The sequence below is a fragment of the Methyloceanibacter sp. genome (genome assembly GCF_058506495.1).
Genome location: NZ_JBZMXT010000015.1, coordinates 1 through 24,419 on the forward strand (window position 1 = coordinate 1; position 24,419 = coordinate 24,419).

16 protein-coding genes and 1 other RNA gene are annotated in these 24,419 nt (G+C 59.8%); 10 read left to right on the top strand and 7 right to left on the bottom strand.

Going from position 1 to position 24,419, the window contains the following annotated elements:
* The 3 genes from ssrA to glsA all read left to right on the top strand — a co-directional run.
* Positions 1 to 229, top strand: a transfer-messenger RNA (tmRNA) gene (ssrA, locus tag AC33YF_RS04750); the annotation flags it as partial.
* Positions 230 to 278: 49 nt separating this feature from the next.
* On the top strand, positions 279 to 821 hold the full coding sequence (locus AC33YF_RS04755) for an SspB family protein (RefSeq protein ID WP_491776054.1): 543 nt from the start codon (positions 279 to 281) through the stop codon (positions 819 to 821).
* Between the two features lie 165 nt (positions 822 to 986).
* On the top strand, positions 987 to 2,864 hold the full coding sequence (gene glsA / locus AC33YF_RS04760) for a glutaminase A (protein ID WP_491776055.1): 1,878 nt from the start codon (positions 987 to 989) through the stop codon (positions 2,862 to 2,864).
* Positions 2,865 to 2,889: 25 nt separating this feature from the next.
* Here the strand turns inward: glsA and AC33YF_RS04765 are convergent, their stop codons facing one another.
* Complete coding sequence (locus AC33YF_RS04765) at positions 2,890 to 4,857, bottom strand: sensor histidine kinase (protein ID WP_491776056.1); 1,968 nt, start codon at positions 4,855 to 4,857, stop codon at positions 2,890 to 2,892.
* A gap of 195 nt (positions 4,858 to 5,052) precedes the next feature.
* On the opposite strand from AC33YF_RS04765, the gene fumC reads away from it, so the two are divergent.
* Entirely contained in the window at positions 5,053 to 6,474 is a 1,422-nt protein-coding gene (gene fumC / locus AC33YF_RS04770) for a class II fumarate hydratase (RefSeq protein WP_491776057.1), read from the top strand.
* Between the two features lie 13 nt (positions 6,475 to 6,487).
* Positions 6,488 to 6,727, top strand: coding sequence for a ribbon-helix-helix domain-containing protein (locus AC33YF_RS04775; protein WP_491776058.1), 240 nt, complete (start codon positions 6,488 to 6,490; stop codon positions 6,725 to 6,727).
* A gap of 16 nt (positions 6,728 to 6,743) precedes the next feature.
* Here AC33YF_RS04775 and AC33YF_RS04780 read toward each other — a convergent pair whose 3' ends face one another.
* The 3 genes from AC33YF_RS04780 to AC33YF_RS04790 all read right to left on the bottom strand — a co-directional run bounded on the left by AC33YF_RS04780 (position 6,744) and on the right by AC33YF_RS04790 (position 13,289).
* Entirely contained in the window at positions 6,744 to 11,234 is a 4,491-nt protein-coding gene (locus tag AC33YF_RS04780; protein WP_491776059.1) for an AsmA family protein, read from the bottom strand.
* Between the two features lie 150 nt (positions 11,235 to 11,384).
* The gene (locus tag AC33YF_RS04785) at positions 11,385 to 12,809 is read right to left on the bottom strand and encodes an FAD-binding oxidoreductase (protein WP_491776060.1); all 1,425 of its coding nucleotides are present in this window, start codon (positions 12,807 to 12,809) and stop codon (positions 11,385 to 11,387) included.
* 99 nt (positions 12,810 to 12,908) lie between these two features.
* Positions 12,909 to 13,289 (bottom strand): hypothetical protein, encoded by a 381-nt coding sequence (locus AC33YF_RS04790; protein WP_491776061.1) that lies wholly within the window; start codon positions 13,287 to 13,289, stop codon positions 12,909 to 12,911.
* 201 nt (positions 13,290 to 13,490) lie between these two features.
* Here AC33YF_RS04790 and AC33YF_RS04795 point away from each other — a divergent pair, with 201 nt between their 5' ends.
* From AC33YF_RS04795 to AC33YF_RS04815, 5 genes are read left to right on the top strand one after another with little or no spacing between them, the layout of a single operon-like run.
* The gene (locus AC33YF_RS04795; RefSeq protein WP_491776062.1) at positions 13,491 to 15,866 is read left to right on the top strand and encodes a UvrD-helicase domain-containing protein; all 2,376 of its coding nucleotides are present in this window, start codon (positions 13,491 to 13,493) and stop codon (positions 15,864 to 15,866) included.
* 10 nt (positions 15,867 to 15,876) lie between these two features.
* Positions 15,877 to 16,413: a gamma-glutamylcyclotransferase gene (locus tag AC33YF_RS04800; RefSeq protein ID WP_491776063.1), complete on the top strand. Its 537-nt coding sequence runs from the start codon at positions 15,877 to 15,879 to the stop codon at positions 16,411 to 16,413.
* Positions 16,406 to 17,314 (top strand): 50S ribosomal protein L11 methyltransferase, encoded by a 909-nt coding sequence (locus AC33YF_RS04805; protein ID WP_491776064.1) that lies wholly within the window; start codon positions 16,406 to 16,408, stop codon positions 17,312 to 17,314. Before AC33YF_RS04800 ends, AC33YF_RS04805 begins: the two co-directional genes overlap by 8 nt.
* Before the next feature lie 33 nt (positions 17,315 to 17,347).
* Positions 17,348 to 19,168 (top strand): aminopeptidase P family protein, encoded by a 1,821-nt coding sequence (locus AC33YF_RS04810; RefSeq protein WP_491776065.1) that lies wholly within the window; start codon positions 17,348 to 17,350, stop codon positions 19,166 to 19,168.
* Between the two features lie 44 nt (positions 19,169 to 19,212).
* Complete coding sequence (locus AC33YF_RS04815) at positions 19,213 to 19,461, top strand: SemiSWEET transporter (protein ID WP_491776066.1); 249 nt, start codon at positions 19,213 to 19,215, stop codon at positions 19,459 to 19,461.
* A 1-nt stretch (position 19,462) separates the two neighbouring features.
* Here the strand turns inward: AC33YF_RS04815 and ligA are convergent, their stop codons facing one another.
* The 3 genes from ligA to AC33YF_RS04830 are packed head-to-tail and all read right to left on the bottom strand — an operon-like array spanning position 19,463 to position 24,229.
* Entirely contained in the window at positions 19,463 to 21,595 is a 2,133-nt protein-coding gene (ligA, locus tag AC33YF_RS04820; protein ID WP_491776067.1) for an NAD-dependent DNA ligase LigA, read from the bottom strand.
* Positions 21,596 to 21,606: 11 nt separating this feature from the next.
* Entirely contained in the window at positions 21,607 to 23,301 is a 1,695-nt protein-coding gene (gene recN, locus AC33YF_RS04825; RefSeq protein ID WP_491776068.1) for a DNA repair protein RecN, read from the bottom strand.
* A gap of 10 nt (positions 23,302 to 23,311) precedes the next feature.
* On the bottom strand, positions 23,312 to 24,229 hold the full coding sequence (locus tag AC33YF_RS04830; protein WP_491776069.1) for an outer membrane protein assembly factor BamD: 918 nt from the start codon (positions 24,227 to 24,229) through the stop codon (positions 23,312 to 23,314).
* Between the last annotated feature and the right edge of the window lie 190 nt (positions 24,230 to 24,419).

Sequence of the window (24,419 nt, forward strand, 5' to 3'; positions counted from 1 at the left end):
GACTGAAACGTGGCGGGGCCGAAATAGGATCGACGAGGGTGTAAAGGTCGTACTTTCGCTCGGCATGGTATCCGCCGTTATCGGGCCGAACCTAATAGTTGCCAATGACAACTATGCGGAGGCACGTCTCGCTGCGTAATGCGGCGCGATAGCCTAAATTAAAGCCCTAGCCTCCTCGCAGAGACTAGGCGCGGTTTCGGAGGGCACCGGGCAACAGAAGCCCTCCACTTCGACGGGGTGACTGCCTACGTCGCCAAAAAATGGAGCGGCGCCATTACATGGCAGACGATGGAATTCGATACGATCTTCTGACGCAGAACGCATTGCGTGGCGTCGTGCGCGAAGTGCTCACACAAGTCCAAAGCGATGGTCTCCCGGGGGAGCACCACCTCTACATCGCATTCGACACCCGAGCAGATGGCGTCTCTATCTCTAAGCGATTGGAGGAACAGTATCCGGAGGAGATGACTGTCGTCCTCCAATATCAGTTTTGGGATTTGTTCGTTTCGGACGAGCGCTTCGAGGTAAAGCTCTCCTTCGCCAACGTGCCGGAGCGGCTGGTCATTCCGTTCAGCTCTGTAAAAGCGTTTTACGATCCGTCGGCGCAGTTTGGTCTTCAGTTCGGGAAGCCGGGCGCTGCAAACGACTCCGCACGCCAGCATATGGCTTCAGCCCTACCTGACGTGGTTAGCGATAAGTCCGACGATCGCGGCAGCACGGAGCCGCCCGCTGAAGAGACTGCCGAGAGCGAACCTGTCGAAGTGGTGATGTCCCGTCCGCCAGCTGAAGTCGTGCAACTCGACAACTTCCGCAAGAAGTAGCCGCTTTCTTAGGCGTTGCCGCCGCCCTTATGCCTAAGCATTGGTCATTCGCATTCGAAAAAATGCCATCGGTCACCTAAAATAACGGGGCGGTCGACATGGCACGATTTCTGATTGATGCTTGCAAGAATGCGGGATCGCGCATCGCTTGGGGGAGACTCGTTCTTGAACAAATTCGACCTTATCCGCGCCGCACCAACAGCGGATAGCGGAGCTCTTGCGCCGATCCAAGACTATCTCAACGAGATCCATGCCCGCGTCTCGAGCATAGAAGGCGGAGCCCCTGCGGACTATATCCCTGAGCTTGGAAAGGTCGACCCAAACCTCTTTGGTATCGCCATCGCCACCGTAGATGGGCAGCTCTATACCGTCGGCGATGCTAGCGTGCCGTTCACGATACAATCAGTCTCCAAACCGTTCATGTACGGATATGCGCTTCAGCACCACGGGCGGCCACGCGTCCTCCGCCAAGTCGGTGTGGAACCGACCGGTGAGGCGTTCAACTCGATCGTACTGGATGAAGTTGCTAACCGCCCCTTCAACCCGATGGTGAATGCCGGTGCGATCGCAATCGCGGAGATGATGCAAGGTGGGTCGTTGGCTCAGCGCACAAACAATATGCTTGAGCTGTTCTCGGGTCTCGCTAGCCGCAAGATTGAAATCGACGAAGCGGTCTATCAATCGGAACTCGCGACAGGCCATAGAAACCGCGCGATCACTTATATGATGCTGAACACGGCGATGATTGAGCACGACCCGGAGGAAGTCCTCGAACTCTATTTCCGGCAGTGCTCTCTAAGTGTGACTGCCAGCGACCTAGCAATTATGGCCGCAACGCTCGCCAATGACGGCACGAACCCCATCACCGATCACCAAGTTTTCGACACGCAACATGTGCGCGACGTCCTGACGGTGATGAACTCTTGCGGCATGTACGACTATGCCGGCGAATGGGCCTATGAGGTGGGCATGCCGGCAAAGAGTGGCGTGTCTGGCTGCATTATTGCGGCGATACCCGGTCAGATTGGGATCTGCGTCTACGCACCGCCCATCGACAAACAAGGCAACAGCGTGCGCGGCATTGCTGTCTGTCAAGACATATCGCGCGAATTTCAACTTCACGCTTTCTACAATCATACCAATGTCCGCAACGTGCTCCGATGTGACTACCGTGCTGATCTGGTTCGTTCCAACCGGCTGCGAACGTTGGAGGAGCGCACACTTCTCGCGGAGAAAGGCTATGACATCGCCGTTCTCGAGGCACAGGGCGCTCTATTTTTCGGTTCGACTGAACAACTCCTACGCAAGCTCACGGAGCTCTCTAAGGACGCCAAGTACCTGGTGGTTGACTTCAAGCGCGTGCACCACGCCGACAATGCCGCTTGCAAGCTGATTAGCCGTGGGGTCCGCGCAATCGCTGGGAGCGATACAGAACTGGTATTTGCGTCCATCGATAATGAAGGGTCGCTAGACCGCCTGACACGCGCACTCGCCGAGACGGAAGAAGGGCACGCGCTTCGTCAGTTCCGCGATGCAGACGCGGCGCTAGAATGGTGCGAGGATCAGCTTCTCGCAGGCGTCGGGTCTAGCGTCGGGACTAAATTTTCTCTGAAGCAGATCAATTTGTTCAATGGTCTGTCGGCTGATGAATGCCGATTGGTCGAACGTATCGTGCGGCCGTTGGTATTCGACAAAGGCGACGTCATTATGCGCGAAGGAGATCCGGCTAAACTCTTCTTCGTCTTGGCACGTGGAACGGTAAGTGTCGAGATCCAACTCCACAACAAACCGGGACGACATAAACGCGTGGCCTCAATCGGGCCCGGTCTCACATTCGGCGAAATGGCTCTTCTCGACGGCGGTACGCGCTCCGCAGACGTGATCGCAAACGAAAAAGTCATCTGCTACGGGCTTGGTGTCGAGGAGCTGCATGAACTCGCCGACGAGCACCCTAACGTCATGATCACAATTCTTGGGAACCTGACGCGCGAGTTTTCCGAACGTCTCCGCCACGCCAACGAAGAAATCAGCGTCTTGGAGTAGGCCGACATCTCGAAGATTCGTGTGACTATGCTGCCGGCGCGTGAACGGCGTCGGGCTTGGCTCTTGGTTCGTTACTCGGTTTCAGGGGCACACTGAGTTCCACGTACAATCCCGCCTTGCGGAACTCGGTCTTAGTCTCGCCACCGAGATTGTGACGAATTCCCTGATCGATCAGTTGCGACCCAAAACCCTTTCGGCCAGACGGCTTCGGCACCGTGGGGGCACCTTTCTCCTCCCAAGTAAGAAGGAGCCGATTGCGCCTCTGAACCTTCCAGGCGACGTTCAGCTGACCGTCATTCTGCGACAGCGCGCCGTACTTCACCGCGTTGGTCGCCAGCTCATGCAGAGTCATAGCTAGGATAGAGGTGCATTGTGGTGGCAGCAGTACATCGGACCCCTTGATTCCGACCTTGGGACCGCCCTCGCGCCGGTAGGGTTCTAGCTCCCGTTCAACCATGGCCTTGAGACTTGCCCCGGACCATTGCGACTCAAGCAGCAAATCGTGCGCACGATGGAGTGCCCGAAGACGCTCCGCCAATGTACGGGCCATGGTTTGCGTCGTCGGATCCCTAGCCTGCCGCAAGCTTGCTTGCATGAGCGACTGAACGATCGCCAGTACGTTCTTTACACGATGGTTCAATTCGCCAACCAGCATGGTCTGACGCTGCGCCGTTCTCCGTCGCTCAGTGACGTCGCGGAACACGAGTACGGCGCCAGCAAGCGAACCGTCTTGCCCGATGATCGGCGCGCCCGAATGCTCCACCGGCAACTCTTTGTCGTCTCGGGTGATGAGCATCGCACCCGACTCCATGCGGGAAACCTCTCGTTCCCGAAGAGCTCTTAGCGCTGGATCGTCGACAGGTTTGCGCGTCTCCTCATCTACAACGCGGAAGACCACCCAGATAGGCCGCCCCCGCGCCTCGTTGGCCGGCCAACCCGTCAAATCTTCGGCCACCCTGTTCAGCAGGAGTACGCTCCCATTGGGGTCGGTTGCGATCACACCGTCGCCAATTGATCCCAGCGTGGTCGAAAGCCACTCGCGCTGCCCGCGCAAATCCAGTAGCGCCACCTGCCGACCGCTGTCCGCACGGCGCACAGCGCCTAACGCAGTCCAAGCGAAGACCGCAAGCACAACAATGCTGGCTACCGCAAAAATCACGAGCGCTGCAGCACTATCGTACAGGGCATTCACCTCGGCCTGACGTGCGAACCAGCCAAGGATCGGTGGGACCATCAGGATACCCGGCAAGAGCCGGCGCAACATTTCGCCAGCGGGGGATTGCTCCAAGATCGCAGCAGCAACGCCGCGCTCGGGCGAGGCGGCGATCAAACCCGTCGCGAGAAGAAGGACAGCGATGACGCCATACGTGGTCAAGCGCATGAAAGGGAACGGATCACCCGTCATGTCGACGCCATACGCCGCTCCCGTCACCACAAGGAGCACTTGAGCAAGCAACACCAGCGTGAGGACCTGGCTTAGGACGGACGGCGCCGTTCGGACGTGGTCGGCATAAAACAGCGCAACGCCAAACAAGATCAGCGCCAACAATATCCCAGGCGATGTTCCCTCAGGGGTGGGGACCGTCGGCACCGACGCCGCTTGAGCCAGGGAGAACTGGTCTTCAATCAATGCCTGCGGCGTCGCCGGATCGGGAACGAGGAACTGATCGAACCCGGGATTGCCAAGAGCGCCCTGGCCAAACATCAGGAGCCCAAACAAGGCCAGTAGCAAGCCGGTCGTTCTTGCGACGAAGCGAATGCGCCGGAACGTGAAGCACAAAAGCCCCAATCCCGCGAGGATGACGCCGACCGCAGCGATGGGCGGCATGCCGGAAAGACTCGGCATGAGGCGCTCGGGGAATATGCCAATCCAGGTCGCGAGCACAACTTCGCCGACGATGCAGACCAACACAGCCGCCAACCGGGCATAAGTCTCGCAGGCTTGCACCGTCTTCGACTGTGGCAGCACTATGTGTGTGGACGCCGCCGTCACACGCCCTCCTATTTGGGCAACCCAAATCGCACCCCAAGACATTCGTCTCGGCGGGCTTGGTTACATCCCAGGTTCTCTCATCCCTCGCCGCAATGGTATAGCCTTACACGCCAATTGTCCGGTCGCGGCTGGTATGAGGATTCCAGAAACTCTCCCGTAGACCAACCTCTCATTTCAAATAGGGGAATCTCGCTCATGACTTCAGCCGACGCCCATAAATCATCGTCCGCTCCGCGCACCGAAACGGACGCGTTTGGGCCGATCAAAGTCCCCGGCGACCGTTACTGGGGCGCCCAGACCCAGCGATCGCGCCAAAATTTCCAGATCGGGGACGAAATGATGCCGCAACCCATGATCCGCGCCATGGCGCTGGTCAAGAAGGCTGCTGCTCTGACAAATCAAGAGCTGGGGCGACTAGATTCGGAGCTCGCCCAAGCGATAGCGACGGCCGCGACTGAGATTATCGACGGACAAATGGATGGGCATTTCCCCCTTGTGGTCTGGCAGACAGGGTCCGGCACTCAAACCAACATGAACCTCAACGAGGTGATCGCGAACAGAGCCAGCGAGATCCTCGGCGGAGAGCTAGGCACAAAGAAGCCCGTTCACCCAAACGATCATGTCAATATGGGACAGTCCTCGAACGACACCTTTCCGACAGCCATGCATGTGGCCGCCGCCGAGGAGATTGCCTATCGGCTCGATCCCTCCCTGTCCCGGCTGTTCGCAGCGCTCAAGGACAAGGCCGAAGGCTTTCAGGACATCCTGAAGATTGGCCGTACGCATATGCAAGACGCGACGCCGCTGACACTTGGCCAGGAATTCGGCGGTTACGCGGCCCAGATCGAATCCGGCATTAAACGTCTGAAGCTGACTTTGCCGGGGCTCTACGCGCTGGCGCAAGGCGGCACGGCAGTCGGCACCGGCCTAAACAGCCACCCGGACTTCGCGGACATCTTCGCCCAAAAAATGGCCGCGCTGACGAAGCTCCCCTTCGTATCGGCCGAGAACAAGTTTGAGGCCCTGGCTGGCAACGACGCGTATGTCTTCACCCATGGCGCCTTAACTTCAGTGGCGACTGCTATGTTCAAGATCGCCAACGACATCCGCTTGCTGGGATCGGGACCGCGCTCGGGCCTCGGTGAAATCCTGCTGCCCGAGAACGAGCCCGGCTCGTCCATCATGCCAGGCAAGGTGAACCCCACGCAGTGCGAGGCCGTCACAATGGTCTGTGCGCGGGTCATAGGAAATGAAACCACTGTTAGCTTTGCAGGCAGCCAAGGACATTTCGAACTCAACGTATTCAAGCCCGTGCTGGCCTACGCGCTTCTGCAGTCCGTCCGACTTCTGGCTGACGTTGCCGACAGCTTCACCAAGAATTGCGTGCTAGGCATCAAAGCCAATCGCGATCGCATCAGGGAGCACATGGAACGGTCTCTGATGCTGGTCACAGCGTTGGCGCCACATATCGGGTATGATAACGCGAGCGAAATCGCCAAGACCGCCCATAAGAACGGGACGACACTGAAGGAAGAAGCCGTGCGGCTTGGCCATGTCTCTGCTGACGACTTCGACAAGCTCGTCCGCCCGGAGAATATGGTCGCCCCCAAGAAGTAGCGGCTTCAGACTGATGACCAAGGCTCGCAATAAGCGCTCGCTGACAATCGCCCGTCACCGAACAAGCGTTTCACTGGAGGCGCCATTCTGGGAAGCGCTGGCAGAGTTGGCACAGGATCAAGGCAAGTCGATCGCGCGCCTGGTCAGCGAGATCGATTGCGAAAGAACGGCTCGCGGTGATGGGACCAGCCTTTCTGCTTCACTACGACTTTATGTGCTTCAGCGCATGAAGAACGCGCGGACGAAAAGGTAGTCGGGCTCGGCCGCCGTTAGCGGCCGCCAAAGAGCCCCCCGAACGGACCGTAGTTCCGGCGCCAGTCGTTGCGCCGTCGGCGTATAACCCGGCGACGCTTGCGCTGGGGCTGCGTCGCGATGGGTTGTTCCTCTGCCCCTTCTTCCGTCGCCGCGCCATCGAGAAGATCCGCAATCGGATCGCCCAGCTCGCCATTTTCGTTACTCGGCGCGAGGGTCGGCAAAGGCGGCAAGAGTTCTCCGGGGACAGCCGCGGTGGCACTGGCTTCGGCCGCCGCCCTTGCCTCAGCCTCGATGCGTTGCCGCTTGGCACGCTCAGCCGCAGCACGTGCTTCCGCGGCTGCACGCTCGCTAGCGGCCCGCTTGGCGGCTGCTCTGGCTTCCGCCGCCGCCTTTGCCTCCGCCGCGGCCCTGGCCTCAGCTGCCGCTCTTTCCCGAGCCGCTTTCTCGGCCGCAGCTTGAGCTTCTGCTGCAGCGCGCCGTGCCGCCTCCAACTCCGCAGCTGCTTTTGCCTCCGCTGCCGCACGTGCTTCCTCTGCCGCACGCCTTTCGGCTTGGGCACGCTCTTCTGCTAGTGCGCGTTGTTTAGCTGCTTCCGCTTCTGCCTCCGCGGCCTGTCGTGCGGCTGCTTGCTCTGCAGCTGCTTTTGCCTCGGCTGCCGCACGGGCTTCCTCAGCTGCGCGCTTCTCCGCCTCACCACGCTCTGCCGCGAGCGCTCTTTGTCGGGCTGCCTCGGCTTCTCTTGCGGCTTGTTCTTGGGCCGCCTTCTCCGTTGCGGCCCTCTGCCGCGCGGCGCGCGCCTCGGCCTCGGTCCTTTCCCGCGCAGCTTGTTCCGCCTCCGCCTTTGTCTTGGCTTCGGCTGCCGCTTCGCTAGCCGCCGCGTCGGCGGGCGCGCGCCCTCCAGAGACGTCGAGGGTCTCCAGCCGCTCGACATTCTCACGCAAGCGGTCGATGGTCATCTTGTTCTTTATGGCCGCCGTACCGACAGCAGGAGCGATTGTACGCGCATCGTCGAGCGGCCCCGCAAAGACAACTGTTAGCGGCGGGACGGCTGCGCCTCGTGCCGATGTGAGCTGCATCCGCCATTCGCTATCGAGCCGCAGTCCCACAAGGTCCACATAGGTCTCAAGCGCGGTCTCAACGCCTTTGCTTGCGAGACTCGCCGGCGCGAAACGCATGGTGCCGTTCGTCACTTCAAAGTCCAAAGTCACTGGATCGAAGGCGTAGCGCCCCTTGCTCAGTTCGCCGCGAATTCGCTCAGCGTCCGCATCGAGTTGCTCCTTGGTCGCCACTTTGTTGCTCGCCGCAGCCTTGGCCGCAATCTGACGCAACGGTGCCGCAGTGAACGATGTGAGCGTTCCGGCTCCGAGTGTCATACCGCCCTGACCGCTGAGGTCTGCAACGATACCCGGCGGGCTCAGACCGTCGCCAGCGACATCGAAAGACAAATCGAAAACGCCTCTGGCGCGCGGAACGCCGGCAATTGCCTCCGTAAGGGCTGCGAGGTCTCCTTGCTTTAGGTTCGCCTTGGCGGTCAGTGCAGCGCCGCTGCCACGCGGCGAAAGGGAACCTGAACCGGAGAACGTGCCACCAAACAGCGTGCCATCAACGGACTCGATAGCCAGATTCCCTTGATCGACCTTGACCTGGAGTTTCCCGCTCGAGACCTGAAACGGCTTGCCCAGCGACAATGTCTTGGCACTGAGCGATATCGTGCCCTCCGCCTTGTCGAGAAGCCCGAGCGATAGGCCCCGTGCCGGCCAAACGGGCGCGGCGTCGTCATCAATAGCGCCCAACATCTCCTCGGTTGACTCGGCTCGCTCCCAGGCGACAAGGAGACCCATCAGGGCCGGAAGCGAAACGCGCTCCGCCGTGGCCGCGATGTCGAACGTCGTGACGTCTCCATTGCGGCCGAAATGCGCGGCTCCTTCGATGGGCTGCTCCATGACGGTCGCCTTGATCTGCTCGAGATCGACCTCGCTGGACTCACTTGCGACATTCGCACTAACCGACAATGGGACGCCGAGCGAGCTGGGTGGCGGATCAAGCCCCAACAATGGCAACGCCAGACTCGCGTCCTCAGTCCAGATCGAGGCGAAACCGTTAAGTGTCGTTCCACCCTCCGGTAGCGCGCCTATCCCCTCGAAGGCGAGTTGAAGCACCGCCGTCTCCAACGCGGCCCGCCCTGATAGTTCCTTGCTAGGAACGCCCTTCAACTTAAGAGACAACGTGCCCTGCGCACCCGCGGCTTCCGCCAGACGGTCCTGCGGTAGATCTGGGAACAGCAACACGAGAAGTGCTTGTGGACGGTCGCCGGTAACGCTGCCAACGATATCGATCTCGGCGTCTCGGGCTTGGTCAAGTGTGCCGTTCGCTTTGGCGAGCAGCGCGAGATTCGATCCGCCGACCTTGCCGTCCAACTGAAGCGACGCGTCTGTCGCGTTGCCTTCCGGGCTAGCCACGAGGGCGGCCTTGATATCGAATGGTGTCAACGCCGATAGATGCTCGGACTTGACGACACGGTCGCTGAAACCGACTAGGCCTGCCAGCGCCCGCACGCTGTCAGTGCTTTGAGCTTGCAAAGACAGATCTATCTGGCCAGACGGCGTCTCCGTCACACTGGCGATCTTACCCTGTCCACCGAGCGTCATAGCGCCTGGTGCAACGAAAGCGAGAGACTGAACGTCGAGATTGCCGCCGCTGAGCGAGAGCTGTGCGCTGAGTCTGCCGGGGGCTATGTCGGGCAGCAAGAGTTCGCCGACCTCCAAGTGCGCACGCACCTCGTCGTCCTGAATCTTTTTGAGTAGCTTCGTCCCGTCCGAAGTATTCTTGGCGACGGCTTCTCCATTCTTCGTCGGCAACCACGCCGACCAGATTGGCTCTCCACCGAGCGTTTCCCGAAGGTCCAGACGGTCGCTCTGGAAATCGACCTTGATGAGGTTGGTCTCGCCAGCCCGGTAGTGGAAGCTGCCCCCGAAGGGTGTGCCACTTACAGCGCCTTTCGCGTTCGAAAGGGCAATCTCGCCTTCGCCAATCTTCGCATCCGCGGATAGCGAGAAGTCTCCAACGAACGTTTGCCCAGTGATCGCGCGATCGCCCGCGGCCCAACGTGTCAGCGCCCGAAGCCCGGCGCCGTCGATTTCAACTGGCCCTTCGAAAATCGGGCCGGACGCACCCTTACGCAGCGTGCCCGATGTCGAGACGCGGTTCTCCCCCGGTAACGTCGCAGTCAGCTTTTCTATCGCGACACCGCCGTTGACACTTCCGAGCTTCAGGGTCAGCCCGCCCGCGAGATCGCCGCCAAGGCCAGCCTGTTCGACATCGAGAGAAAGCGCTCCCTCTCCCACTTTCGCCGCCTCGTCCAAGGCCCAGTCAGCAAACATCCGGAGGACTGCTGCAGGTGTCGGTGCATCTTCGGATGCGGCTGTTCCGAACAGCGCATCGAAATCAATCCAACGCGCCGCGAACGTGGCCTCAGCCTTGTATGGTGGACGGAAGTCGAGCGCGACATCGCCTTTGAGGATCTGCGGCCGCCCGGAAGCATGAAGGGTCAGTTCGAAGCCGGTCAGCGCGGCGCGATCTGGTGTCGCCGTCAAAGGTCCTTTCACCTCGAAGAATGATGCCGTCTTCGGCAAGCTTCGTGGTGTGGACTCTTCGCTCGAGGCCTTCGACGGCTCCGAATCGGATTCGTTGTCTCCCGCGGCGGTCATCGGGGCCCCGTCGCCTTGGGCCGGTTCCTCCGTGCTCAGCGCTTCGAATTCCGAAACGCGCATAATGAACGCGCCTTCATAAGTGGGGACATCGCGCAAGCCCGAAACTTTTCCGTCCAATTGATACGACGTAGAGCGCTGAGGATCCCGTAGGGCTGTCTTCACTCGAAACCGACCACTGTCATCGATGAAGCCGGTCGAGAAACGGATAGACTGCTGTCGCCCTTCGTAGTTGTAGGTCGCCTCGACCTTGTAGGGGCCCGCAAGGGACGAAGCACTAGCCTCACCATCGATGTTCCGGAACACGTGGGCCGTGCCATCGTCTTTCGCAACTTCGACCGTACCCCCTGTCACGTACACGGAGTCCAGGAGCACGTCTGTAGGTACAAAAGCTGCGCCTGATTTAAGTGGTCCGAGGTCAGACCAGTTGCCACCACCCTGACCGTTGAGCCGAAGCCGCAGCGTCGGATCGACAATCGTGAGCTGGTGCGCCTCGACCTTGCCGGTTAATAGCGTCCCCACGTCCAGTTTGGCTTCCAGAACTTTGGCTTCAAGAAAGGGTGTCTCTAAACCGCCGTCGGCGTCAGCGACCTTGATGTTGTCGAATTTGAGTTGTGGCGCAGGAAGGACGATCAGGTGGACTTTGCCGTCAATTTTGACGTCCCGGCCCGTGAGTTTCGTCATCTGCGCTTCGATGGCGGGCCGATAGTCATTCCAATCGATGAAGAGCGGCGCCGCGAAGAGCGCGCTCAGCACCAAGATGACCAGTGCTGTTAGTGTCAGCAGAAGCGAATTCACCGATCAATCTGCCTAATGCTGGGGCTGCCGGCGCAGGATCCCCGTGCGGAACAAATGACTAAATGCTGGGAAATGGCAATGAGCCAATTGCCGCGTACGCCGTTCCTCTCCCTATGACCGCAGAACATTCTCGGCCTTTGCGGATAATACTTACCTAACTTCAGCAAAAATCTTGCCAGGATTCAGGATATTCAACGGATCGAGTGCCTTTTTTGTGGCAATCATCACATCTACGGCCTCGCCATGCTCCGCGACCAGATAGGATATTTTTCCCTGTCCGACCCCGTGCTCGCCGGTACAGGTGCCCTCATAGCGGAGCGCCCTCTCAACAAGGCGATCCAGGAATTCCCTAGCCCGCGCCTGCTCATCTGTCGATTGAGAGTCTATCAACGGCATGACGTGAAAATTGCCATCGCCCACATGGCCGACAATTGGTGCGAGTAGGTTCAATTCTTGTATGTCCTGTTTCGTTTCACTGACACACGCCGCTAGGGCCGAAATCGGGACGCACACGTCGGTCACAATAATATCGGTCTGCTCGCGCAAGCCTTTTGCGGCCCAATAGGCATCGTGGCGTGCCTGCCAGAGCCAATTGCGACCCTCGGCCCGCGCGGCCCAATCTACTGCACTACCGCCCTCGCCTTGCGCGATCTCCGAAAAGATCGCCACCTGCTCGCGGGTGCTGGCTTCGCTCCCATGAAACTCAAGGAACAAAGTTGGTTTCTCCGGTAGTGTGAGCTTCGAATACGCGTTGCAGGCACGGACTTGAACCTCGTCCAAGAGCTCAATACGCGCCAACGGCAATCCCTGTTGAAGAGCTGCAATCGTTGCGTTGCACGCGCCCTCAAGGGTCTCGAAAGTCGAGACACCAGCTAGGATCGTTTCGGGAATGCCAAACAATTTCAGCGTTAGTTCCGTGATGACACCCAGCGTCCCCTCCGAGCCCACGAGGAGACGCGTAAGATCGTAGCCGGCAGCAGATTTGCGGGCACGCCCCCCGGTCTTGATAACGCGCCCATCGGCGAGGACGGCCGTCAGTCCGAGCACCGCTTCCCGCATCGTGCCGTATCGAACCGCATTGGTTCCGGACGCCCGCGTCGCCGCCATGCCGCCAAGGCTTGCATCAGCGCCAGGATCCACGGGAAAAAACAGCCCCGTGTCCCGTATGTACTCGTTGAGTTGCTTTCGGGTAACGCCCGCCTGAACCACACAGTCGAGATCGCCGTCATGGACGGCTATGATCTCTTTCATGCGAGAGAGATCCAGCGATAAACCGCCCAATGGCGCATTCAGCTGGCCCTCGAGCGAGCTGCCCACACCGAATGGGATCACGGGTACCCGCGCTCCGGCGCATGCCGAAACGGCTTCGGATACCTCTTCGGTGGTCTCGGCGAAAAGAACGGCGTCCGGCGCCTGAACTTTCAGCCAGGTCAGCGTATTGGCGTGCTGCGCGCGCAGAGCCTCGGACCGAGAGAACCGCTCGCCGAAACGGGCAGAAAAGGATGCAAAAAGAGCCTCTTTGCGCTCTGGAGCGGCGCGGCCGCTAAGCTGGTCGACTGCTGAGAGGGTCGTCATTCGCCTAGTCTAGACCGAGAAACTGAATAGATTCAGCCTAGTTTTCACCTGCGGGGAACCCCGAAAAGGCGGCTACCCGCGCGAAAAGCGAAGCCCTTGCTAGTTGCCGCAGGCGGTGGCTCCGGCCGTACAAACGAAGGGGACAACAACGCCCTTCCAACACTGCGAATAGGTCTTCGATGTCACCACGTCGGGCTTAAGGAGCATATCAGGCGTCACCACCGGTCTCACGGACTTCCAGAAGGGGTCGGGCTTGACCTTGCGAGGGCGCAGTTTGACGTAGCTCCAGCCCCGTTTGCGACGGATTTGCTCTGCTGTCCGAATAGCGTTCGCATGGGCGGCTCGCGCGGCGGCTGCTTTTGACTCAGCGCTGTTGGTGGCGCGAACTATGTCGCAACCAGCGTTGGCAGACTGGAGTGGACCAAAGAAAAGCAACGAAAAGCCAAGCAGCGCGAAACCCGCCTTCCAAACACGACGCATTCCCACCTCCGGATTTTGGTTAACAAGCGGCGTACTCCATTTGCCACCGCTTGTTCTTGCTCGCAAGTGTCGCGCGGCAACAATCTGGTGGTGTGGCATTTCTTACCCACACGAGGGCGCCTTGCATCCGCAGACCAGACCACGGTGGACATACACGCGCATGGGCTGTCGCCAGCGCGGGCGATGCTATAATTCCTTGCCATGGGCAAGATTCGCAGAAGTGCCGCTGAACCCATCGTCTCACCGGACGACGGGTTCGAAGAAGCGTCTCATACACCACTTCCGGATGCGCTACCGATCTCGCAACGCGCCATGCGCCGCGCTGCGGATCGCTATCTGGAGGCTCTAAACCTCGAGCAGCGCGAGGCTGTCGAGACGCTCGATGGCCCGCTTCTTGTCCTGGCAGGCGCGGGCACCGGAAAAACACGCGTTCTGACGACGCGCATCGCGCACCTATTGCGACTAGGGCGCGCCCATCCCGGTCAAATCCTGGCCGTCACCTTTACCAACAAAGCCGCGCGCGAGATGAAGCAGCGGATCAGCGAGCTCATTGGCGGAGCCGTCGAGGGCATGCCTTGGCTCGGCACATTCCACGCGATTGGCGTGAAAATTCTTCGCCGCCACGCTGAACTCGTCGACCTCAAATCGTCCTTCACCGTTCTCGACACGGACGATCAGATCCGCCTGATCAAGCAGCTTCTGGCGGCGGAGAACATCGACGAAAAGCGCTGGCCTGCGCGCGTTCTGGCCAGCATGATCGACGGCTGGAAGAACCGTGGCCTCAGGCCTTCACGCGTGCCCGATGGCGAGAGTTATGGTTTCGCGAACGGCAAGGGCCGGGACTTGTACGAAGCCTATCAGAGGCGTCTCAAGGATCTGAATGCCGTCGACTTCGGCGATCTACTGTTGGAGAACCTCCGGCTCTTCCAGGACCACCCGGACGTCCTAACTCGCTATCAGCAACATTTTCGCTACATGCTGGTCGACGAGTACCAAGATACGAACGTTGCTCAATATCTTTGGCTTCGCTTATTGGCACAGCGCGAGGGCGGGGAGGCGCAGAATGTATGCTGCGTCGGCGACGACGATCAGTCCATCTATGGGTGGCGCGGGGCGGAGGTCGACAACATTCTTCGATTCGAGACCGACTTTCCTGGCGCCAAGGTGATCCGGCTCGAACGCAACTACCGCTCGACAGCACATATTCTCGGCGCAGCATCCAGGCTGATCGCGCACAACCAAGGACGTCTCGGTAAGACCCTGCACACCGAAGACGACGACGGCGAGAAAGTCGTTGTGCAAGGGTGCTGGGACGACGAAGAAGAAGCGCGCGTGATCGGCGAGGATATCGAACAACTTCAACGTCGCGACCACACATTGAATGAGATTGCGATCCTCGTGCGTGCATCATTTCAGATGCGGGCTTTTGAGGACCGGTTCATCACGCTAGGTCTCGACTATCGCGTCATCGGCGGTCCCCGCTTCTATGAGCGGCAAGAAATTCGCGACGCGATTGCTTATCTCGATGTAACGCTCAACCCTTCTAACGACCTCAAGTTCGAACGCATCGTCAACGTACCGCGCCGGGGGCTTGGCGACGCGACACTGAAATCGCTACATCAGCTGGCGCGCGCAAATGACATCCCGCTGACCCAGGCCGCACGGCTCATTGTTGAGACCGAGGAGCTAAAGCCAAAGCCCCGTCGGGCGATTGCGGCGCTCCTTGCCGACTTCGACCGCTGGCGTTCACTCGTGGATACAATGCGGCACACGGAGCTTGCGGAGCTGATCTTGGACGAATCCGGCTACACAGGTATGTGGCAGGCAGACCGGTCGCAGCAAGCGGAAGGCCGTTTGGAGAACCTGAAGGAGCTCATCCGCTTTATGGAAGAGTTTGATACGCTTGCAGGCTTCATGGAGCACGTTTCGCTGGTCATGGATGCAAGTACCGAGGAAGGGACGGACCGGGTAAATCTGATGACGTTGCACTCGGCCAAGGGGCTTGAGTTCGACACGGTTTTTCTGCCGGGCTGGGACGAAGGCCTACTGCCCCATCAGCGCAGTCTGGACGAGGCGGGGCGGTCTGGCTTGGAAGAAGAGCGGCGCCTCGCCCATGTGGGGCTCACGCGCGCGCGCAAGAACGCGAAGATCACGTTCGCCCAAAATCGACGCAACTACGGTATGTGGCAGACCGCAGTTCCATCGCGCTTCATCGACGAGCTTCCGCATGAGCACGTCCAGGTCGCCGAAGACGATGGCCTACGTGGCTATGGGCCTAGCCGCTTTGATAGCGAGGACATGTTCGCATCGGGCAACTACGAAACGCCAGGCTGGCAACGGGCGCGCGCGAACCGCCAGCGCACTGGTGGCGGAGCCCGGCGCGAACCGATCACGATCGAAGGGACCCTCGTCGCTGCCAGTACGGCCGAAGGCGCCGGACTTGAGCTTGGCCAGCGCGTCTTTCATCAGAAGTTCGGCTATGGCCATGTCTCGGCCATTGACGGGAACAAGCTGACGGTTGATTTCGAGAAGGCTGGCCGCAAGAAGGTGGTCGATACCTTCGTCGAGCGAGTGTGAGCCAAGCACAATGTGGCTTTTCGGCTATGGCTCTCTCATGTGGGACGGATGGGAAACGCGCTATGGCTGTCGTCAGCGCGTGCACGCTGTGGCGCCCCAACATCGGCGTGTATTCAACAAAAGGTCATTCGAACGCTGGGGCACGAGCGCCTTGCCCGGGCTAACCCTCAATCTCGCACCCGTCCAAGGCGGCGATGCTCCGTGTCAAGGCATTGCCTTCGACTTTCCCGATGCGCATCAGAGAGAAGTCGAGGCCTATCTGTCGGATCGTGAGACCTGCCATGCGTCCAACATCGACATCCATCTTTCCGATACAGAGATTACGGCGCGTACCTACATCTACGATGGACCACGTCTTATCGAAGATGCTCTGTCGCTTCGCACCCGTGCACGCATGATCCTGATGGCCGAGGGTATTGCAGGCTCGAGCTTTGACTATGTCAGCAATGTCCGCGATCACTTGGAGCAACTCGGAGTAAGTGACCCTGCGGTAGACGAACTCTGGAACGCGGTGGTAGCCGTTCGGGATGGAGACCGCGATGAGTGAGGCTTCGTTGCCAGGCCTCTATCGCGCGATCGTAGAGGTTGGACAATCAGACGCCATGCGGATTGCTCAGATCCTGGACGAAGCTGAGCATCCGCAATCGGTCTCGGTCAGCACTTTCGATGTCGGCCCCGGCCGGTTCGAGATTTCTGCTCTGTACAATACTGCACCTGACCGCAACGATCTGCAGGCGTTGATCAATGCGGCCGCAACCGATCGCTCGGCATCGCCTTTACGGATCGAAGTCGTACCGGACGCCGACTGGGTTACCATCAGTCAAGGACAGCGCGGACCCGTCCGTGCTGGTCGTTTTCTCATCCATGGCAGTCACGACCGGGGAAGGATCGCCCGCAACCGCTACACAATCGAGATTGACGCGGACCAGGCGTTTGGAACAGCACACCATGCAACCACGCTTGGGTGCCTATTCGTGCTCGACGAGCTCGCGAAATGGGGACGTCCCAATTTGGTCTTGGATGTGGGGACGGGGACGGGGGTCCTCGCCATCGCAGCCGCCTTGGCGTTCGATCGGGCGGTTATCGCTACGGACAATGATCCTGTTGCGGTCAGGATCGCCCAACAGAACGCGGCGAAGGCCCATATCAGCCAGTCTGTTCATGCGTTTGTCGCGGACGGACTAGCCCATCCTAAACTACGCCGCCTTGCGCCCGACCTGATCGTAGCGAACATCTTGGCACGGCCGCTCTATGCGCTTGCTCCAGCCATGGCGCGCATCATTGTGCCTGGTGGCTATGTGCTTCTGTCGGGAATCACCGAGTCCCAAGCTAGAGGTACAACAGCTCGCTATAGCTCACTCGGGTTTGTTCTGGAGAAGCAGATCATCCTCGACGGCTGGGCAGCCTTGCTTCTCGGCCACCGCAGCGCAAGCACTTTGTTCGATTGATTGGCGGTAAGGCTTCGGCTTACAAAGCTGGCCATGTATCAAGTGTTCGATGAGGCCAGCACTCCGGCGGCGAGCAGCGACCGGGTCGAGGCATTATTGCGGGAACTGAAGAAACGGAGGCTAAAGGGCTTCCTTGTTCCTCACAGTGATCAGCATCAAAACGAGTTTTTGCCGCCGAGCGAAGAACGGCTCGCCTGGCTCACAGGTTTCACCGGCTCGGCGGGGGTAGCAATCGTCACGGATAGCGGTTCAGCACTGTTCGTCGATGGGCGCTACATCCTCCAAGCACCGGAGCAGGTCGATACCGAAATCTTCGAGGTCCTGCAGATTCCGAAAGCGAAGCCCTCGGAATGGCTGAAAAGCAAACTTGTCCGGAACAATGCAGTGGGCTACGACGCGCGGCTCCACACGATTAGCGAGATTGAGCGACTTACGAAGTCGCTGGGCGCCGCCGGCATTCGCCTAAGAGCCCTCAAGGACAACCCCATTGATCGGATCTGGGGCACGGATCGCCCTGCTCCGCCGCAGGCCGAAATTTTCGCTCAACCCCTGGAGTTCGCAGGCAAGGGTTCGGGCGAAAAACTCATCCATGTGCAGATGGAACTTGTTGAGGCAGAACACGATGCGGTCCTGCTAACCTCGCCAGAATCAATTTGCTGGCTATTCAACTATCGCGGCGGCGATATCCGGCACACGCCAGTCGCCCTTGCGCATGCCATCGTCCCAGCCAAGGGGCGCCCCACCCTTTTTATCGATGCGGAAAAAGTCGGCGAACCCATGCGCGATGCGCTGAAGCCATTCACCGATATCGCCGCGCCCGACGAACTAGACGCTGCACTGACGAAACTTGCCAAATCTGGCGCCAAGGTTCGGCTCGACGAGGGCTCCGCATCGATGCACTTCGCGAATGTTTTGTCGGCGGGTGGTACCAAACACGTTGCGGGTGGCGACCCGTGCACGCTGCCAAAGGCAATCAAGACGAACGCCGAGCAGCAAGGCGCCCGTAGAGCGCAGCTGCGCGACGGCGTGGCCATGGCGCGCTTCCTCGCCTGGCTTGACGAGGTCGGGGAAACAGGTCGGGTGGACGAAGTTTCTGCAGCGATCAAGCTCGAAGAGTTCCGCCGCGAGACGGGTCAGCTAAAGGACATTAGCTTCGATACGATCGCGGCTTCCGGACCCCATGGAGCTATCGTGCATTATCGTCCAACAAACGACTCGAAACGCGTGCTCGACAGGAACTCCCTATTCTTGATCGATTCCGGCGGCCAATACACCGACGGGACGACAGATGTGACCCGAACGGTCGCCGTTGGCAGACCGACGGCGGAGATGAAGCGCCACTACGGGCTGGTTTTGAGGTGCCATATCGCTATCGCCTCGGCGCGTTTTCCGGAAGGTTCGCGGGGCCAGGACCTCGACCCGTTCGCACGCGGGCCGCTCTGGGCGGCGGGCCTCGACTTCGATCACGGCACAGGCCACGGCGTCGGCAGCTATCTCTCGGTTCACGAAGGGCCCCAGCGCATCTCGCGCCTCGCGACCGAGGAGTTGGAGTCGGGCATGATCCTCTCCAACGAGCCAGGTTTCTACCGCGAGGGGCAGTATGGCATTCGACTTGAAAACCTCGTGCTAGTGAGACCCGCCGAGACGATCGACGGCGGCGAGCGGAAGATGCTCAGCTTCGAGACGTTGACGCTCGTTCCGTTCGACAGACGGCTGATTGATCCCAAGCAGCTCATGCCATGGGAACTTGACTGGCTGAACGACTACCATGCGCGGGTTCGCGAAAAGCTCGAGCCGCTCATCGCCAGCGAGGATCGACCCTGGCTCCGTCATGCCACCGCACCAATTCGCTAGCGCGTACCTAGACCTAATATCCAGCGCAGAAAGGAAAAGCCGCGATGGAACTCTTCGTGTCGGCCATGGCGGCCACCCTCACCACGGTCGCGTTCGTGCCCCAAGCCATTCACATCATTCGTCACAAAGAGACCCGGGCGATATCCCTGCAAATGTACTTGGTCTTCGCAACAGGCGTTGCATTCTGGCTGATCTTCGGGTTCATGCTGTGGAATTGGCCGATGATCTTGTCGAATATCGTGACGCTGACCTTGGCTCTCACAATCATCTCGATGAAGCTGCGCTACGGGTGACCTAGCTGATGAGCTTCAACCATTCGTCTTCCGTCAGAACGGCAACGCCCAGATCCTTGGCGTTTTTGAGCTTAGAACCCGCGCCGGGACCGGCCACCACGTAGTCGGTCTTTTTGGAGACGGAACCGGCGACTTTGGCGCCGAGACGCTCGGCTTGCGCTTTGGCTTCGGCGCGCGTCATCTGTTCCAACGTGCCAGTGAAAACAACGGTCTTGCCGGACACGGCGGAGGCCGTGTCGACCGATTCCAGAGCTTGCGGGCTTACGTACTTCAGCAGTTCTCGCACAACGGCGACGTTGTGCGGCTCAGCGAAAAAGTCGGCTATGGCCGCCGCAACGGTCGGGCCGATCCCGTCTATGTTCTCAAGCTCCGCATAGCTAGCGCTTGCGCGATCCTTCGCTGCCACCCCCATCGCTTCGACAAAACTATCTGCGGTCCCATAGTTCCGCGCCAGCAGCCGCCCCGTGATCTCGCCGACATGGCGAATGCCCAGTGCATAAATGAAACGGTCGAGCGTCACGTTACGGCGTGCCGCGATTGCCTCGAATAGTTTCTGTGCCGACGTTTCGCCCCAGCCTTCGCGACTCTCGAGCTTTATCTCCGCGCGCGAATCTCTTGTGGCCAGCTTGAAGATATCGGGCGGCGATTGTATGAGGCCCTCGTCGTAGAATGCCTCGATGTTCTTTGCGCCCAGCCCCTCGATGTCGAAGGCATTGCGCGAGACGAAATGCTTCAGCCGCTCCACGCGCTGCGCCGGACAGATGAGCCCACCGGTGCAACGCCGCACAGCATCTTCCTTCCCCGTGTTGGGGTTGATCTCCCGCACAGCATGACTACCGCAGGCGGGGCACACGGTTGGAAAGACGAAAGGTTTGGCGGACTTTGGCCGCTTGTCCAGAACCGGCCCCAGAATCTGCGGGATCACGTCGCCGGCCCGTTGCAAGATGACTGTATCGCCTACGCGCACATCTTTCCGAGCGATCTCGTCCTCGTTATGCAGCGTGGCATTCTGCACAACGACACCTCCAACGGTGACGGGCTCCAACTTGGCGACAGGAGTCATCGCGCCGGTGCGGCCAACCTGAATCTCGATTTCGCGTAGTACCGTCGTCGCCTTCTCCGCCGGAAACTTGTGGGCGACAGCCCAGCGCGGCGAGCGCGACACAAAGCCGAGTCTTTCTTGTAGATCGAGTCGGTCGAGCTTGTAGACGATCCCGTCAATGTCGTAATCGAGCCCGGCTCGGCCTTCCTCTATTTCGCTATACGCGCTCAGCATTTCATCGAGAGAGCTCGTAAGCTTGGCCAGCGGATTAAGCGGAAAGCCCCACTTGGCGAACGCCTCGTAGACACCCCATTGCGTGTTGGCGGGCAGGCTCGCCGTCTCGCCCCAGGCATAAGCGAAGAATTGGAGCGGTCGCGAAGCGGTCACTGAGGGATCCAACTGCCGCAACGAACCCGCCGCTGCATTCCGAGGATTAGCGAAAACCTTGGCGCCCGCTTTCTCCTGTTCGACGTTGAGCGCAGCGAAGGCGCTGTGGCTCATATAGATTTCGCCGCGCACTTCAAACGGATCCGGGAATTCCCGCGCTTTTACCTGTTTCGGAATGTCGCCAATAGTAATGACGTTTGCGGTGACATTCTCGCCCACATAGCCGTCGCCGCGCGTTGCCGCCTGGACCAGGCGACCGCGCTCGTAGCGCAATCCAATGGAGAGCCCGTCGATTTTGGGCTCCGTGGTGAAATTCAACGGTGCATCCGCATCGAGACCGAGAAACCGGCGAATTCGATCCACAAAGTCGCGTACGCCGTCATCGTCGAAAACGTTGCCCAGTGAGAGCATCGGCACGGCATGCGTGACTTTGCTAAATCCATCGGACGGCGCAGCACCAACGCGACTTGTCGGGCTATCCTCGCGCTGGAGCTCCGGAAACCGCGCCTCTATCGCCTCATTGCGCTGCCGCAAGAGATCATAAGCCGCATCCGAAATCTCTGGGTTGTCTTTTTGGTAGTAGAGCGCGTCATGACGAGCGATTTCAGATGCAAGCCGCGCCAGTTCTTTGGCTGCTCCGGCCTTGGTCAGCGCGTCGACCGAGGTCTCTGCGAGTGCGTCGGGCTTTGCAGGTTTCTTTGCCATTGTCGTTCGTCCTACGCCGATTTGCGCAAGAGACGGTCCGCGGCGGCACGCGCTTCGTCCGTGATCGTTTGACCGGCCAACATACGGGCGACTTCCTCCCGACGCTCTTCGTCACTCAGAACAGCAACGCGCGTCGTCATGTATTCGCCCTTGGCTGTCGCGACAGCTTCCTTCGCGATGCGCAAATGCCCTTGCGCAAGTGCTGCGACCTGAGGTGCATGGGTAACAGCGAGCACCTGAACGCTCTCGCCGAGCCCCGCGAGCCTTTCGCCAACAGCCGCAGCCGTAGCCCCGCCGACGCCTGATTCTACTTCGTCGAAGATAAGGGTTGGTGCAGAGCCACGCGACGCCAAAACAACCTTCAAAGCCAATATGAAACGTGCAAGCTCACCACCCGAGGCGACTTTCATCATAGGACCTGGCTCGGTCCCCGGATTGGCCGCTACGAAAAACGCAATGCGATCGATACCTGCGGGGCCGCCCTCTTGAAGATCGACTGTGTCGACTGCCGTCAAGAAGCGTGCCTTCTCGAGTTTCAACGGAGCGAGCTCACCCCCCACCTCGTTGTCGAGTTTCTTTGCTGCCTTAGCGCGCGCTTTGCTCAACAATAGGGCCGCCTGCTCATAATCCTCACGAGCCTGCTTGGCGGCCTCGGCAAGTTCAGCCGCACGCGACTCGCTGGTAGCAATCGCGGAAAGGTCCGCTGCCAGCTTCTCCTGCAGTGCGGGAAGTGCGTCCACCTGCACGCGATGCTTTCGCGCGAGAGCTCTGAGTGCAAACAATCGTTCTTCTGTGCGTTCCAGGTCGCCAGGCTCGAACGCCGTGGCAGAAAGTGCCTCTTCAATTTTCTCCCGCGCAGACTCGGTTTCGCTTAGGACGCGTTCAAGCGCATCGGCCACTGCAACAAAAGGCGAGGCACTACCAGCCCCCGCTGCTGCGGCTTGCCGCTCGATCCGCCGAAGCGCCGAAGCAAGCCGGGCACCGGTGGTTCCCTCCCCCTGAAGCGCGTCCAAAGCTTCATTGAGTTCAGAGGCGATCTTCTCTGCGCTCATCATCAGCTGACGGCGGGATGACAATCCTTCTTCCTCGCCCGGCTCCGGCGAAAGCGTCTGAAGCTCCTCTAGGGCATGCGCAAGATAGTCTGCATTGGCGCGTGCCGCAGCGACTTCGCTCTCATGGCGCAGCCGCGCCGAGTCCGCGTCAGCCCATGCCTCGTAGCGCGAAACCAATTGGGCAGCGTCTTGCTCCAAGCCGCCAAACGCATCCACCAAATCGCGATGACCGCTCGGATCGATCAAGGCGCGCTCGTCGTGCTGACCGTGGATCTCGACCAACACCCGCCCCACTTGCCGTAACAGCTGCACGCTCACGCCGAGGTCGTTGATGAAGGCGCGGCTACGGCCGTCGCCGCCTTGCAAACGGCGGAGAATGAGCACGGAGTCTTCGATCGCGATCCCGTTCTCCGATAGGAGCGCAAACACGGGGTGATTCGGCGCCAAATCGAAGCTGGCCGTGACCTGGCCCTGAGCTGCCCCATTGCGAACGAGCGAGGCGTCGCCGCGTCCACCCAGTGCAAGCGACAGCGCATCGAGCAAAATCGATTTGCCAGCGCCCGTCTCGCCGGTCAGAGCGGACAGACCTTCGCCAAACTCAAGATCGAGTTTATCGATGAGAACAATGTCGCGGATCGACAGCGCCGCTAGCACGAGACGCCTATTAGGTTTGACCGGCGCCGGTCCAGCTTCGGGTTCTCCAGGCTCGGCTGATCCACGAACCCTGGTATTGCTGGGGCTCGAGGCCGCGCTGTGCTAGGAGTTTGTAAGAGCGCTTGTACCACTTACTGTCCGGAAAGTTGTGACCAAGCACGGCGGCGGCCGTCTGGGCCTCGTTGACGATACCTAAGGCCATATAGGCCTCAGTCAAACGCATCAAGGCTTCTTCGACCTGTTCAGTCGTCTGGTATTCGGTAACAACGGTCTTGAATCGATTGATAGCCGCCAGATGGTTATTCCGACGCAGATAGTAGCGACCCACCTGCATCTCGCTGGCAGCGAGCAAGTCCCTTAGAATTCGGATACGGTTTCCTGCTTCCGCCGCGTACTTAGACGACGGATAGCGCTGCACCAACTTTTCATACGCTGCGAGCGACCGGCGCGCGAAGGTCTGATCGCGTTTGGGGTCGAGTATCCGATCGTAATAGGACTTCGCGATGATGTCCTGTGCGAAGGCCGCCTCTTGGGTGCCCGGGTGAAGCGTTAGATAGCGATCCGCTGAGGAAATAGCCTCGTCATACTGCCCCGCGCGGTAATAGGAGTAGGAAGCCATGATGATGGCCCGGCGCGCCTCGCGCGAATAGGGATGGGCGATATCAACTTCTTCATATTGTCGGGCTGCTTCCTTGAACTTGCCCTTGTCGGCCATCTGGTCCGCTTGTCCGTAAATGACCTCGGCGGGATCGGTGTTGAGCGGCTCAACCTCGTCTTTTTTGCCAAACATTTTGCTGAACGGTCCCCCGCCGCCGCCGCCGCCAAGCGAATCGAAACCTCCGAACGAGCCGCAGCCGCCAATCAGGGGCAGCATGAGCAGGACGACGACCGGCAATAGCTGCGATCGCGACCGTCCCTTCTTTTCCATCTGTGCTAAACCCGAAAATGGGCGAGCCGGTCCGGACATATCCCCCTCAAATCGCCGGTCAATCAGGCGTTCAGCGCCACACCAAACCCACGCGTGACGCGCGCATCGTGGATGAGGGCACAAGAAACGCCTGCAATATGGTGTCTTTTGGGCCTCACACACCGCAAACGGCGGTCACTCCGCTACCACG